Annotated in this window: 9 protein-coding genes; 7 read left to right on the top strand and 2 right to left on the bottom strand. The window is 66.7% G+C overall.

Features of this window, described 5'->3' with window-relative positions; all coding sequences use genetic code 11:
- Nucleotides 1-24: 24 nt before the first annotated feature.
- Nucleotides 25-2103 carry a TonB-dependent receptor gene (locus AC0QC4_RS11335; RefSeq protein WP_483660011.1) on the top strand — a complete coding sequence of 693 codons (2079 nt, stop codon included), beginning with the start codon at nucleotides 25-27 and terminating at the stop codon, nucleotides 2101-2103.
- Nucleotides 2103-3494 (top strand): PepSY-associated TM helix domain-containing protein, encoded by a 1392-nt coding sequence (locus AC0QC4_RS11330; protein ID WP_483660010.1) that lies wholly within the window; start codon nucleotides 2103-2105, stop codon nucleotides 3492-3494. Before AC0QC4_RS11335 ends, AC0QC4_RS11330 begins: the two co-directional genes overlap by 1 nt.
- Before the next feature lie 58 nt (nucleotides 3495-3552).
- On the opposite strand, the gene AC0QC4_RS11325 is transcribed toward AC0QC4_RS11330, so the two are convergent.
- On the bottom strand, nucleotides 3553-5892 hold the full coding sequence (locus tag AC0QC4_RS11325; protein WP_483660009.1) for a TonB-dependent receptor: 2340 nt from the start codon (nucleotides 5890-5892) through the stop codon (nucleotides 3553-3555).
- A gap of 203 nt (nucleotides 5893-6095) precedes the next feature.
- Here AC0QC4_RS11325 and AC0QC4_RS11320 point away from each other — a divergent pair, with 203 nt between their 5' ends.
- The 4 genes from AC0QC4_RS11320 to AC0QC4_RS11305 are packed head-to-tail and all read left to right on the top strand — an operon-like array spanning nucleotide 6096 to nucleotide 11311.
- A complete protein-coding gene (locus tag AC0QC4_RS11320; RefSeq protein ID WP_483660008.1) occupies nucleotides 6096-8225 on the top strand; it encodes an alpha-glucosidase in 2130 nt (709 codons plus the stop codon).
- A complete protein-coding gene (locus AC0QC4_RS11315; RefSeq protein ID WP_483660007.1) occupies nucleotides 8222-9280 on the top strand; it encodes a LacI family DNA-binding transcriptional regulator in 1059 nt (352 codons plus the stop codon). Before AC0QC4_RS11320 ends, AC0QC4_RS11315 begins: the two co-directional genes overlap by 4 nt.
- Entirely contained in the window at nucleotides 9277-10185 is a 909-nt protein-coding gene (locus AC0QC4_RS11310; protein ID WP_483660006.1) for an aldo/keto reductase, read from the top strand. Before AC0QC4_RS11315 ends, AC0QC4_RS11310 begins: the two co-directional genes overlap by 4 nt.
- A gap of 40 nt (nucleotides 10186-10225) precedes the next feature.
- The gene (locus tag AC0QC4_RS11305) at nucleotides 10226-11311 is read left to right on the top strand and encodes an LLM class flavin-dependent oxidoreductase (protein WP_483660005.1); all 1086 of its coding nucleotides are present in this window, start codon (nucleotides 10226-10228) and stop codon (nucleotides 11309-11311) included.
- A gap of 117 nt (nucleotides 11312-11428) precedes the next feature.
- Here the strand turns inward: AC0QC4_RS11305 and AC0QC4_RS11300 are convergent, their stop codons facing one another.
- Complete coding sequence (locus AC0QC4_RS11300; protein ID WP_483660004.1) at nucleotides 11429-11857, bottom strand: PaaI family thioesterase; 429 nt, start codon at nucleotides 11855-11857, stop codon at nucleotides 11429-11431.
- 363 nt (nucleotides 11858-12220) lie between these two features.
- On the opposite strand from AC0QC4_RS11300, the gene AC0QC4_RS11295 reads away from it, so the two are divergent.
- Nucleotides 12221-14239, top strand: coding sequence for a transglycosylase domain-containing protein (locus AC0QC4_RS11295; RefSeq protein WP_483660289.1), 2019 nt, complete (start codon nucleotides 12221-12223; stop codon nucleotides 14237-14239).
- The last annotated feature ends 58 nt before the right edge of the window (nucleotides 14240-14297 follow it).

Here is a 14297-nt window from a genome sequence, read left to right as displayed (position 1 = left end):
AGCGACCAGATCAGGTGAATTTCCATGTCCGTTTCCCGTTTCGCGCTCGCCGCAGCGCTATGCCTTGCCGCCTCCCCCGCCTTTGCCGAGGACGATCCCGAGCGCGGACCCGACATCATCGTCACCGGCGACAAGATCGATGCCGATTTCGGCGAGAAGTCCGGAATCCCGCTCGAGCGGGTGCCCCAATCGGTGCAGATCATCACCGATGAGGATATCGTCGAACGCGGCGCCAGCAGCGTCGGGGACCTGCTGCGCGCGGCGCCATCGGCCAACATCGGCAACAGCCGCGTGTCCCGCTACCAGAGCTTCAGCCTGACGGTGCGCGGCTTCCTGGTCGACCAGATGCGCAACGGCATTCGCCAGCGCTATTATGAGGATGTCGATGCATCGGCCCTGTCGAACATCGAGCGGATCGAACTGCTCAAGGGGCCGTCAGCGGTGCTCTATGGCCAGTCGGCGGTCGGCGGCATCGTCAGCATCATCACCCGCCAGCCAACCGACCGTTTCGCGGCATCGGCGGCGCTGACGGTCGGCAGCTACGACCAGTTGGCCGGGACCATCGACATCGGCGGGCCGATCAGCGATACGCTGGGCATCCGGCTGACCGGCGAGATCGAACGGTCGGGCACCTTCGTCGATTTCCAGGACATCGACCGCGACAATATTGCGCTGACCCTGCACTGGCAGCCGGCGCCGGGCATCGACGCGCATTTCGTCGGCGAATATGTCGAACGGCGAACGCTGAGCAATCCCGGCCTGCCGGTGGTCGGCACGATCGTCGCCGCACCGGGCGGGCCGATCCGCCGCGATCGCTATCTGGGCGAGCCCGCTTTCAATCCACTCAAGGCCAATTCGCCACTGTTACAGGCCTGGGTGAGCATCGATCTGGGCGGTGGCTGGACGCTGACGCCGCGCGCGCAATATTCCGAGCTCAATACCCCGTTCACCCAGCTCCGCGTGCTGGGCATCGACCCCGCCAATCCCGCGCTGGTCCGCCGCAATGGCCGGATCGGCAGCGAAGACGACAGCTACACGATCGGCCAGCTCGATCTTTCAGGCAGCGTTACCACCGGGCCGCTCAGCCACAAGCTGCTGATCGGTTACGAATATGACCGCGAGCGCAGCATCTTCATCCAGTCGAACTTCGTCGCGGTGCCGTCGATCGACCCCCGCAGTCCGGTGTATCTGGACGCAGCGCAGCGCCCGGCGCTGACATTCGCCTTCAACTTCCGCCAGCGGCTCGACAGCCACGCGCTCTATCTGCAGGACCAGATTGCGATCGGCGAGCGGTTGGGGATCGTCGCCGGCGTGCGGCATGCCTGGCTGGAGAATGACGGTTTCTTCAGCAGCGATCCGACAAGCTTCGGCACACCGGATGTCGAGAATGTCACTCAGACCAGCATCCAGATCGGCGCGACCTACCGGCTCGATGGCGGCTTCAGCCTGTTTGGCGGTTACAATAGCGGCTACGATGTCGAAAACAGCTTCGGTGGCGCGCCGACCGTCGACGGCGACCGGCTGTCGCCCGAGACGTCCGAGCAATATGAAATCGGCTTGCGCTACCGCTCTGACACCGCGTCGCTGAGCCTGGCCGGGTTCGAGATCAGACGCCGCGATGTTGCCGGAGACGATCCCGACAATCCCGGCTTCTCGCGCAATTTCGGGGCCTTCCGGGTGCGGGGCATCGAACTGGAAGGGACGGTGCAGCCGGTGCCTGGCCTCAGCCTGACCGGCGGCTATGCCTATCTGGACGACAGCATCACCCGCAGCCCGACACCGGGCGAGGCGGGTGGCCGCATCGTCGATGTCGCGCGCCATTCGGGCAGCCTGCGCGTCAGCTATGCCATCCCGGGCACGCCCGTGGAGCTGCGCGGCGGCGGCGTCTATCGCGGATCGCGTGCCATCGCCAACGCCAGCCCGACACTGCTACCCGACGTCTTTCTGGCAGACCTCGGCATCGGCGCGGTGTTCGGGCGGGTGCGCATCGATGTGACCGCCAACAATCTGTTCGACCGCCGCTATTTCACCGCGAGCAACAGCAATGCGGTCTACCCCGGCGATCCCCGGACGGTGAGCGCAAGGGTAGGGGTGCGATTCTGATGGAAGGCGGGACCGCTCCGGACAGGCCGGACAATCAGCGGATGGCGACGCCGGCCTATCGGGCGATCTGGCGCTGGCATTTCATCGCCGGGCTATTTGTTGCGCCGGTTCTGATCCTGATGGCGGTCAGCGGATCGCTGTATCTGTTCGACCGGGAAATCGAGGGATGGTGGAACCGCGACATCCGGACCGTCGCACCGGGAGCGACACCGCTGCCGCTCGCCGCGCAGCAGGCGGCGGTGCTCGCCGCCTGGCCGGGGGCAGAGGTGCAGCGGGTGCGCCTGCCCCACCGCGCCGACGAAGCGGCGATCTGGTCGGTTCGGACGGCATGCGGCGTGCGGCGCGACGTCTATCTCGACCCCTATCGCGGCACCGTGACCGGCGCGGTCGATCCGGCGACACAGCCGATGGACATCGTCCGCCGCATCCATGGCACGCTGCTGGCGGGGGATGCCGGCAGCTATGTCGTCGAGCTGGTCGCCTGCTGGACTTTGGTGATGCTGGCCACCGGACTGATGCTGTGGTGGCCCAGGCGATGGAAGGCGCGCGGGGTGGTGGTACCGCGCTGGTCGGCGGGCGGGCGGCGGTTGCTGCGCGACCTGCATGCCATCCCGTCTGCCCTCAACATGGTGTTCATCGCGCTGCTGATCCTGACCGGGTTGCCCTGGTCGGTGTTCTGGGGCAGCCAGTTCGCGCGGCTGGGCGAGCATGTGCCGTTCATCGCGCCCACGCCCAATTTTTCGTCGCATCTGCCCGCCGCATCTGCTGCAGCGCATGAAGGGCATGCGCAGCACCAGCCGGACATGGTCGATACCCGCCCATGGGTGGTGCAGAACAGCCCGCAACCGGCGATGGCGGGGCATGGCGCGGCACATGCGCATGCGCCTTCCGGGATTGCCGCGGTGGAGCCGCTGCTGGTGCGGCTCGAGCGGGCGCGCTTCGGCGAGGGGGTACGCATCATCTATCCCGACACGCCGGGCGGCCTGTTCACGATCAATTACATCCCCGACCAGGCCGAGGGGCAGCGGACCATCTATGCGACCGGCGATGGCCGGGTGCAGGCCGATATCGGCTGGGCAGAGTATAGTCCGTTCGGCAAGGCGATCGAATGGGGGACCATGACCCACATGGGCCGCCAATATGGGCTGGCCAACCAGCTCGCCAATCTGGCGGTATGTTTGGCGCTGATCGGCAGCATCGTCGCCGGACTCAGCCTGTGGTGGCGGCGGCGACCGGCGGGCCGGCTAGGCGTGCCTCAGGCCAGCGGCGAGGCGCGGCTGCCGCGCGGCGTGACGTTCCTGCTGGCGGGTATGGGCATGCTGTTCCCGCTGGTCGGGCTGACCATGCTGCTGGCCATCGGCCTCGGCCGGCTGCGGCGGGCATGGGGCTGAAAAAGCAACACCCCCCTCGTTGCCGAGGGGGGTGTGCCGACACCGCCTGTGTCCGGGATCAGCGCAGCTTGACGCGCAGGCCGACGCCGAAATAGCGGTCCGCATCGCGCGGGATGTGGAGGCGCTGGCCGGCGCTGGTGTTGAGCAGCACGTAGCTGGTGTCGCCGATGTTGCGGACCATGAAGGTCAGCCGGTAATTGTCATCGGCGTCGGAGATGCCGACCTGCGCGTTCCAGATGCCGTAACTGTCGATCGGGCCGGAATTGCCGAGATCCGAGAACTGGTCGTCGGTCCAGGCATATTGCGTGCCGAGATACAGGCGGAAGTCGTTGCCGACCGCGGTCTCATAATCGGCGCTGAGGTTGTAGCTCCATTCCGGCGCGAGCGGCAGACGGGTGCCGTTGCGCGCGTCGGGCGCGTTGGTCAGCGGGTTGGGGTTGAAGCGGCGCACCTTGGCATCGGCATAGGCCAGGCTGCCGCGGAAGGTGAGGCCGTCCATCGGCTCGATGGTGGTATCCACCTCGAAGCCGGTGGTGCGCACGGTGCCGGCGTTGGTCAGGTTGGTGACCACCGCGCCGTTGAGCAGCACGAAGTTGTTGGCCTGGAACCCGTCATAGGTCGCCTGGAAGGCGGTGGCGTTGAACGTCACGATATCCGCGAACTGGCTGCGCAGGCCGAGCTCGAAGCTGTCGCTGGTTTCCTCGTCGATCGGCACCGCGTTGGTCGGTGCGGTGTGGTTGAAGAAGACGTTGAACGCCGGGCCTTTGTAGCCACGGGTGTAGCTGGCGTAGAGCAGCACATCGTCGTTCGGCTCGAACTGGACGCTGACGCGGCCCGAGACATTGCTATTGTTGCTGTCCCCCGCCGAGGTGTTGGTGCCATTGCCACCCGAAGCGATGGTGCCGCCCGCGGGATTGCCCGAAACGCCGGCGCCGGTCGCCGGCAGGCCGGTGCGCGCATCGACACCCGGAGCGCGGGTGTGGGTGTAGCTCAGCTCGTCCTTGGTCCAGCGGATGCCGCCGGTGATGCTGAACTGATCGCTGAAGCGATAGGTGGCCTGGGTGAACAGCGCATAGTTGGTCGAATCGACGTCGCTGGCGCTGGTCGCGGTGGGGAAGGTGGTATTGTTGGCCGCATCGAACACATTGGTGTTGCAGGGCACCGCGCCACCCGGGAGCGCCGGCAGCGACGAAAGGGTGCAGCGGATGTTGCGGCGGGTGAAGTCCTGGATATTGTGCGAATACCAGATGAAGGCGCCTGCCTGATAGGAGAAGGGCTGGGTCTGGTCCGAGGCGATGCGCGCTTCGAAGCTGTACTGGTCGGTTTCGACATAGCCGCGGTCATGCAATTGTTCGCCGCCGATGACCGCGCGCGGCAGGAAGTCGCCTTCGCGGATTTCGGTGTTCTGCCAGTTGCGGTAGCCGGCGATCAGGCTGAGCGTGTGGGTATCGGTAATGTCGAAATCGCCCGACAGAGTCAGGCTCCACTGCTGATCCTCGGTCTGGGTGACCAGATTGTGATTGATGATACGCTGGTTCTCGCCGCGCGCATTGCCGCCGGGAATGGCAAGCAAAGCATCGAGGCTGGCGCCGCGCGAAACGCCGGTGACTTCGGCGCAGCAATCGTCTTCGCCGGTAAAATAGTCGGCGATGAAGCGGATGCGCGACGGGCCGTTGTCGTAATCGAGAATGCCGCGCACGCCATAATGCTCGTAACCGTTGACGTCGCCGTTCACCGCCGGATTGATGTTGCGGATATTGCCGTCATAGGTGCCGAAAAAGCCGGTGATGCGCCCCGACAGATTTTCGCTGAGCGGGCCAGCGACCGATGCGCGCAGGCGATATTCGTCGCCTTCGTACAGTTCGGCATTGGCATCGAATTCGAACTCGTCCGATCCGCCGCGGCTGATGATGTTGACGAGGCCGGCCGAGGCGTTCTTGCCGAACAGCGTGCCCTGCGGACCGCGCAGCACCTCGATCCGCTCGATGTCGACCAGATCGATGAACGACTGGCCCGAGCGGCTGAGGACGATGCCGTCGACCACGGTCGAGACGCTGGGCTCAGCCGCGATCGAGAAGGTGATGGTGCCGACGCCGCGCAGGAAGATGGCGCTGTTGGCGCTGGTCGTGCCCTTGCGGAAGGTGACCGACGGGACGAGGTCGCCGATATTCTCGAGGCTGGTGGTGCCGGTGTCGAGCAGACGGTCGCCCGAGACGGCGCTGACCGCGATCGGCACATCCTGCAGATTCTGCTCGACGCGGTTGGCGGTGACGATGATGTCGCCCGAGTCTTCCTCGGCCGCGGTGTCGGCGTCCTGCGCGAGGGCTGGCGTGGTCAGCGCGAGCGTCGAGACGCTGGCGGCGATGACGGCGCGACGGAAAATGGCACTGCGGATCATGTTCGAACCTCCCCTGCGGCGCGGGCAACGGGGCCGGGCGCCAAGACAATCGGTGACCCTCGCGTTCGTGCGCGTGGGGTCTTGAGGGTGAGGGTTGAAACGCGCCGGTCAATATGTCAAGCGGTGTCATACGGCCCGCGAGAGGCCGCGCAGACAGTGCGACTTTCCTGCAACAGCGCAGGACAGAGGGAGATGGCGGCCAAGTGACGGCGCGGTTCGTGGAGATTGGTCCGGAAGACGGCGGCGGCGGTTTCGACCTGCTGCTGGGCGACCGCGTGATCCTGCGCCACCGTGTCGACGCGCCCGCGTTCCGCATCGCCAAGGGCAATCCGACGGTGACGATGGTGCGGGGCAATTTCCGCATGGAGGATGCGCCGAGCGATGAACGGGTGTTGCGGCATCTCGTTTTGCCTGCCCCAGCGATGACGCATGTAGGGTGGCTGGACCGGATCAGGGGCAAGCGACCCGGACCGATGTGGGCCGGCACGATTGGCGAGAATCTGGAAGATGGCTTCATTTTTCTGTCGGACTCGCCCGATGGGCCGCCTCTGCTCGACTTGTTCTTCACGCTCGACATGCCGCTGTTGAACGCCAACAGCAGAGACCCTTCCTTTGACCGGATCTGCGTCGACTGGCTGGTCGCACCGGACGAAATTGTGTGGGGTGGTGGCGAACAGATGAGCCAACTGACCCTCAACAACCGCCATTTTCCTATATGGACGAGCGAACCGGGGGTCGGCCGCGAACCCGGCACGCGATTGACCGATCTGATGAGCGCCGACGGCTCCTTTGCCGGCGGCGATTATTGGACAACCAACTATCCGCAGCCGACAATGCTGTTTTCACGCGGCCATGCCGTGATGGTCGAGAACAGCTGCTACAGTGAAGTTGACCTGACCGTGGCGGGCACGGCGACAACGCGTCTCTGGACCAGTTATTCCGATTTCGCTCTTTTCGGCGGGTCAACCATGGCCGGTATTGTCCAGCAACTGGCGGACAATACCGGTTCGCGAAGCAGTCTCCCCGACTGGTCGATCGGCGGGGCAATTGTCGGCCTGAAGGATGGCGCAAACAGCTTCGAGCGGCTGGAGAAGATCATCGCGGCAGGTGCGGCGGTATCTGGCCTGTGGTGCGAGGATTGGGTCGGGGTTCGACAGACGAGCTTCGGACGGCGCTTGTTCTGGGACTGGCAGTGGAATGCGGCGCGCTATCCCGATTTGCCCGCAAAGATCGCAGAGCTGAAAGCCCGGGGCATCCGCTTTCTGGGCTATGTGAACCCCTATCTGGCGGTGGACGGGCCGCAATATGCCGAGGCGGCGCGGCTGGGCTATCTGGCGAAGCGGCTGGACAGCGACACGCCTTATGCCGTCGATTTCGGCGAGTTCGATGCGGGCGTGGTCGATTTCACCAATGAGGCGGCCGCTGCCTGGTTCTCCGAAGAGATTATCGGCAAGCAGATGCTCGATTTCGGGCTGGATGGCTGGATGGCCGATTTCGGAGAATATCTGCCGGTCGATTTGCGGCTGCATCGCGGCGATCCGATGGAGGAGCATAACCGCTGGCCTGTGCATTGGGCCAAGGTCAATGCCGATGCCGTTGCGTCCCGCGGGCGGACGGGCGACGCGCTGTTCTTCATGCGGGCAGGCTTCACCGGCGTCCAGCAATATTGCCCCCTGCTCTGGGCCGGCGACCAGTCGGTCGACTTCTCCCGCCATGACGGCATCGGCACGGTCATCACCGCCGCGCTTTCGGCGGGGCTCGTCGGCAATGCCTACAGCCACTCCGATGTCGGCGGCTACACCAGCCTGCATGGCAATGTGCGCACCGAGGAGCTGCTGTACCGCTGGTACGAGCTGGGCGCGTTCACGCCGGTGATGCGCACGCATGAGGGCAACCGGCCGGACGACAATCTGCAGATCGATTCGACGCCTGAGCTGCTGCGCGGCTTTGCGCGGTGGAGCCGCGTTCATGCCGCGCTGGCGCCGTGGGTGCGGCGGCTGTGCGCGGAGGCGAGCGCGACCGGGCTGCCGGCGCAGCGCGCGCTGTTCCTGCACTATCCGGACGACCGCGAGACCTTCACTATCCAGGACCAGTATCTCTATGGTGCCGAGCTGATGGTGGCTCCGGTGATCGAGGAGGGAGCGGTGGCGCGACGGGTGTATCTGCCGGGGGATGCGGCGACGGTGTGGCGGCATGTCTGGTCGGGGGCCGATTTCGCCGCCGGCTGGCACGAGATCGACGCGCCGATCGGATCGCCGCCGGTCTTCTATCGTCCCGCGAGCGACTTTGCCGACCTGTTCGCCAGCCTGCCGTCGGTGAGGGATTCGCTATGAGCGCCAAGACCCCGCACGAGCGCGCCAACATCCGCGATGTCGCTGCCCGCGCCGGCGTGGCGGTGAAGACGGTCAGCCGCGTCCTCAACGCCCACCCCTATGTCAAGGCGGCGACGCGCGAGAAGGTGGAGGCGGCGATGCGCGAGCTGGGTTTCAAGCCCAATATCGCCGCGCGCATCCTGGCCGGCACCAAGTCCAACCAGATCGCGCTGATCTATGACAACCACAGCCCCTATTACATGCACCAGATCCAGTCCGGCTGCTGGGGTCGCTGCCATGACGAAGGGGTGCGGCTGCTCGCCCAGCCGGTCGATGTCGACGATCCCGCCGTCGGCGAACAGATCATGGGGCTGATCACCGAGACGCATGTCGAGGGCGTCATCCTGTCCTCCCCCGTCACCGATTGCGATGCGGTGCTGCGCGCGCTGGAGGCGATGAATGTGCCGTTCGTGCGCATTTCCCCCGGCACCAACCATGCGCTGACGTCGAGCGTGTTCATGGACGATGTGCAGGCTGCGGACGACATGACCACGCACCTGCTCAACGCCGGGCACCGCCGCATCGGCTTCATCAAGGGCCACCCCAGCCACATGGCCTCAGACGAGCGGCTGTTCGGCTATCGGCGGGCGCTGGGTCGCGCGGGTATCGCGCTCGACGAGCGGCTGGTGACGCATGGCCTGTTCGATTTCGACAGCGGGGTGGCGGCGGCCCGGCATTTCCTGGCGATGGACACGCCGCCCACCGCCATCTTTGCCGCCAATGACGACATGGCTGCCGGCGTGCTGGCGGTGGCGCACGACCTGGGCATCGATGTGCCCGGCCAGCTTTCGGTCGCCGGGTTCGACGATACCACGCTGGCGCGCACCGTCTGGCCGCCGCTGACCACCATCCGCCAGCCCGTGTTCGAACTGGCCTATGCCGCCGCCGAGCTGCTGCTGGCGGGCGGCGACGGCATCATCCACCGCCGCCTGGCCCATGCGCTGGTCGAACGGGCGACGGTGGGCCCGCCCGCACCCAAACAATCCCCCTCCCGCAAGTCCAAGGAAATTCGATGAGCCAGCTACCCGCACCCCCCGCCACCCGCATGCTCGGCAAGAGCGGGATCGAGGTGACCAGCCTGGCCTGGGGCATGTGGCGCTTTGCCGGCGATGCGGCCGAGGCGGCAGCGCTGGTACATGCGGTGCTCGATGCCGGCATCACCTTCTTCGACACCGCCGACATCTATGGCTTCAACGGCAAGACCGGCTTCGGCGATGCCGAGGCGCTGCTGGGGCAGGTGATGGCTGCGGACCGCAGCATCCGCGCGCGCATCGTGCTGGCGACCAAGGGCGGCATCATGCCGCCGCTGCCTTATGACCAGAGCGCCGCCTATCTGCGCGGGGCGCTCGATGCCTCGCTGACGCGGCTGGGCGTCGAGCGGGTCGAGCTGTATCAGGTGCACCGGCCGGACATATTGACCCACCCCGAGGAGCTGGCGCGGACGCTGGCCGATGCGCATGCGGCAGGCAAGATCGGCAGCATCGGCGTGTCCAACATGACGCCAGCGCAGATTGCCGCACTGGCCCATTATCTGGGCGATGTGCCGATCGTCGCCACCCAGCCCGAAATCTCCCCGTTGCGCATCGACTGCTTCGAGAATGGCGAGCTCGACCAGGCGATGATGCTGGGGATGACCCCGCTGGCCTGGTCTCCGCTGGGCGGCGGGCGGATCGCCGACCCGGTTTCGGGCCGCGAGCAGGCGGTGGCGGCCGCGCTCGATGCCGTCGCCAAGCCGGCCGGGGTCAGCCGCACGGCGGCGGCCTATAGCTGGCTGATGGCGCATCCGGCGGGGATCATCCCCATCGTCGGCACGCAGAATGCGGGCCGGGTGGCGGAGGCGACGGACGCGTTCAAGCTGAGCTGGACGCGGACCGACTGGTATGCGGTGCTGGTGGCGGCGCGCGGGGTGCCGTTGCCGTGAGAGCGGACGCTCAAATTTTTTGTTCGAGGCGGAGTGCGTCATGACCCAACAATGCGAAGTCAGCTGGTTCTCGGCACTGTGCGACGACGACTATGAGTTCCTCGGCGTGCCCGACCCGATGCTGCAATCATCATGGGAGCATTGCCGCAACATCGTGCTGGCGGCCGAAAAGGGCGGGTTCGATAATATCCTGCTGCCGTCGGGCTATGCGCTGGGGGTGGATACCACTGTCTTCGCTGCCGCGATCGCGACGATGGTGCAGCGGATCAAGCTGCTGATGGCGGTGCGGATCGGCGAGGATTGGCCGCCGCAACTGGCGCGGCGCATCGCGACGCTGGACCGCATCCTCGGCCCCGATGCGGCGGGCACCGGCGGGCGGCTCAACGTCAACATCATCTCTTCCGATATTCCGGGCGAGACGATGGAGGGCGGCCCGCGCTACCAGCGCACGGTCGAGGCGATGAAGATATTGAAGACGATGCTCGACGGCGAGCATGTCAGCTTCAAGGGCGATTTCTACAATCTCGAGCTCGACCCGCCACGGATGACGACGCTGTCGGGCAAATGCCCGCCCTTCTATTTTGGCGGCCTCTCCCCCGTCGCGCGCGAGGTGGCGGCGGAGGCGGCCGACGTCTATCTGATGTGGCCCGACACGATGGACAAGGTGGTCGAGGTGGTCACCGACATGAAGGCGCGGGCAGCGGCCAAGGGGCGGACATTGAAGTTCGGCTATCGCGCGCATGTCATCGTCCGCGAGACCGAGGATGAGGCGCGCGCCTATGCCGACCGGCTGCTGTCGAAACTCGATGCCGCGACCGGCGATGCCATCCGCAACAAAAGCCTCGATGCGCAGAATTTCGGCGTGCAGCGGCAGGCGGAATTGCGCAGTGCGGCGGATGGCGACGGGTTCGTCGAGGAGCATCTGTGGACCGGCATCGGCCGGGCGCGCTCGGGCTGCGGCGCGGCGATCGTCGGCGATCCCGACCAGGTGCTGGCCAAGCTGCGCGCTTACCAGGCGGTGGGGATGGAGGCGTTCATCCTGTCCGGCTATCCGCACGCCACCGAATGCGACCTGTTCGCGCGGCACGTGCTGCCGCGGCTGGAGCATGGGCCGCTGAACCTCTGATCAACCACCATTGTCATTCCCGCGAAAGCGGGAATCCAGAGCGATATAGCATGGCCCTAGCCACCCCTGGATTCCCGCTTTCGCGGGAATGACATATATTGGGCAGTCAGCGGGATCTCACGGAATCGCGTAGGTCACCGTCGCCTGCCCGACCGGCCGGGCGGCATCGTCGGTCCACAGGCGGATGTCTGTGACCGCCAGCCTTCGCCCCAGCTTGATCAGCGTGGCATCCGCAGTGATCGGCACCGGCTGGCAGGCGCGCAGGAACTGGTAGGTGAGCGAGGAGGTGACCGCCATCGCCACTTCCCCGATGTGCGCGAGGATGACGGCATAGGCGGCGGTGTCGGAGAGCGCCATCAGCGTCGGGCCGGAGACGATGCCGCCGGGGCGGAGATGCTCCGCGGTAGGAGTCAGCCGCAGTTGCGCGGCGCCGGGGGAGACCGAGAGGACAGTGGCGAGATTGTCCGTGCGCCGGTCCGGAAAGGCGCTGCGCAGAAAGGCATTCAACTGGGCGGCATCGAGGATCGGGGAAAGTGGTTGGGGCATGGTTCATCTCTGCCTTTCTACCCCGCCCATGTCGAGCGGAGTCGAGCCCTCGTCATGCTGGCCAGATGGTGTCTCGACTTCGCGCGACAGGAGCGGGATAATGGACGCGGCAATATGCGCTTGGCAGTAGCCGTCCTATTGGGATAATACAGTCGTTCGATGAGCAGCAACTCCCCCTTCGATCTGCCCGACGGCTATGGCGGCACGGGCGGCGGTACCGGCGGCGGCACAGGCGATGGCCCCGGCAGCAGTGGGGCGCCGCGGCGGCGCAAGACGCTGGCCGAGCTGGAAGCCGAGCTGCGCGGGATTGTCGATTCGTCCCCGCCACCCAGCAGCCCATCGATGGCTGCAACGAGCCCGGCGATGCTGCAGAGCGGTGGCGGGGCTGCCCCGCCGCCCCCGCCGCAGACCGGTGGCATGGCGCCGGGCACCAACCTGCCCGCGCTGCCGCCGTCGAAATGGCGGCGGCGCTGGAAGTGGGCCAAACGCGGCATGCAGGCGTTTGCCGCGCTGTTCGTCCTCGCCGTCGTATGGCTGGCGTGGACCGCGCCGCTCTCCAAATCGCTGGAGCCGATAGCGCCGCCGCAACTGACTTTGGTGTCCTCCGACGGGCGGCCGATTGCGCGCAATGGCGCGATCGTCGACGAGCCGGTCGAGGTCAGCAAGCTGCCGCCGCACGTCATCGAGGCGTTTCTGGCGACCGAGGACCGGCGTTTCTATTCGCACTGGGGGGTCGACCCCATCGGCATCGCCCGCGCTGCCTGGACGAACGCCACCAGCGATTCGCGGCAGGGCGGCAGCACCATCACCCAGCAGCTCGCCAAGATCACCTTTCTGAACGCCGACCAGACGCTGAGCCGCAAGGGCCGCGAACTGCTGATCGCCTGGTGGATGGAAGCGTGGCTGACCAAGGACGAGATCCTCTCCCGCTATCTCTCCAACGCCTATTTCGGCGACAATGTGTATGGCTTGCGCGCCGCATCGCTGCATTATTTCTATCGCCAGCCCGAGCGGCTGACCCTGTCCCAGGCGACGATGCTGGCCGGGCTGGTCAAGGCGCCGTCGCGGCTGGCGCCGACCCGCAACCTGCGCGCCGCGCGCGAGCGGCAGCAGGTGGTGATCGCGGCCATGGTCGATGCCGGCTATCTGACCCGCGCCGAGGCCGAGCGCATCCGCCCGGCCAGCCTCGACACGCGCGCGCGGCCGTCGCTGCCGACCGGCACCTATTTTGCCGACTGGGCGATGCCGCAGGCGCGCGCCACGATCCGCCCCGGCTATGGCGAGAATGAGGTGGTGACCACGCTCGACGCGCGGTTGCAGGATATCGCCCGGCGTGTCACCGCCGGCGCGGGGCCGCGCGGCAGCCAGGTGGCGCTGGTGGCAATGCGCCCCAATGGCGAGGTGGTGGCGATGATCGGCGGGCGCGATTACCGCGCCTCCCCCTTCAACCGCGCGACGCAGGCGCGGCGGCAGCCGGGATCGACCTTCAAGCTGGTGGTGTATCTGGCCGCGCTGCGCAGCGGCATGCGGCCCGACGACATGGTCGACGACAGCGCGATCACCGAAGGCGACTATCGGCCGGCCAATTATGGCGGACGCTATCGCGGGCAGATCACGCTGCGCGAGGCCTTTGCCCGGTCGAGCAACGTCGTCGCGGTGCGCCTGTACCAGCAACTGGGATCGGCACGGGTGCAGGATGCAGCCCGCGATCTGGGCATCAGCGTCGACCTGCCCGAAAATGCCAGCGTCGCGCTGGGCAGCCACGGCATGACCCTGCTCGAGCTGACCGCCGCCTATGCCGCGATTGCCGGCAACTACGGCCCGGTCGAACCGCACGCGCTGCGCGAGCCGGAAGCCGATTTCGTCGACCGGCTGTTCGACGGGCGCAGCGCCTTTCCGAGCCGGGTCCGCGAGGACATGCTCGAGCTGCTGTCCGCCGCGGTCAACGAAGGCACCGGCCGCGCGGCGCGGCTGGGCATCCCCGCCTATGGCAAGACCGGGACGACACAGGACGGGCGCGATGCGCTGTTCGTCGGCTTCGCGGGCGATCTGGTGGTCGGGGTGTGGATCGGCAAGGACGATAACTCCCCGATTCGCGGCGCGACCGGCGGCGGCACCCCGGCGCAGATCTGGCGCGATTTCATGAGCCGGGCGATCCCGGGTGCGGCCCCCCGCGCCGCGCCGCCGCCCGAGCCCGAACCGGCACTGCCCGAGATTTTCGACGATCTGGGCAGCATCATCGGCGACCCCGAGGTGCGGATCGACCCCGAGAGCGGGGTGACCATCGGCGGGCGGATCGGCGACGCCGATGTGCGCATCGGTGGCGACGGCATCGCCATCGAGCCCGGCCAGCCCGATCCGCCCGATCCGCCGCCACCCTAAGGAGCGGGCAGCGATACGGCCCCGTTGCGGTATGGCGCGGCCATTCACCGCCGTTAGA

It is taken from the genome of Sphingomonas sp. jy18 (assembly GCF_056931895.1).
This window is presented reverse-complemented; position numbering and strand designations above follow the sequence as displayed.

What these genes read in the sequence shown, in the direction of transcription:
- AC0QC4_RS11335 (WP_483660011.1), top strand. Translation starts at nt 25, where the DNA reads ATGTCCGTTTCCCGTTTCGCGCTCGCCGCAGCGCTATGCCTTGCCGCC.
- AC0QC4_RS11330 (WP_483660010.1), top strand. Translation starts at nt 2,103, where the DNA reads ATGGAAGGCGGGACCGCTCCGGACAGGCCGGACAATCAGCGGATGGCG.
- AC0QC4_RS11325 (WP_483660009.1), bottom strand. Translation starts at nt 5,892, where the DNA reads ATGATCCGCAGTGCCATTTTCCGTCGCGCCGTCATCGCCGCCAGCGTC.
- AC0QC4_RS11315 (WP_483660007.1), top strand. Translation starts at nt 8,222, where the DNA reads ATGAGCGCCAAGACCCCGCACGAGCGCGCCAACATCCGCGATGTCGCT.
- AC0QC4_RS11310 (WP_483660006.1), top strand. Translation starts at nt 9,277, where the DNA reads ATGAGCCAGCTACCCGCACCCCCCGCCACCCGCATGCTCGGCAAGAGC.
- AC0QC4_RS11305 (WP_483660005.1), top strand. Translation starts at nt 10,226, where the DNA reads ATGACCCAACAATGCGAAGTCAGCTGGTTCTCGGCACTGTGCGACGAC.
- AC0QC4_RS11300 (WP_483660004.1), bottom strand. Translation starts at nt 11,857, where the DNA reads ATGCCCCAACCACTTTCCCCGATCCTCGATGCCGCCCAGTTGAATGCC.
- AC0QC4_RS11295 (WP_483660289.1), top strand. Translation starts at nt 12,221, where the DNA reads ATGCTGCAGAGCGGTGGCGGGGCTGCCCCGCCGCCCCCGCCGCAGACC.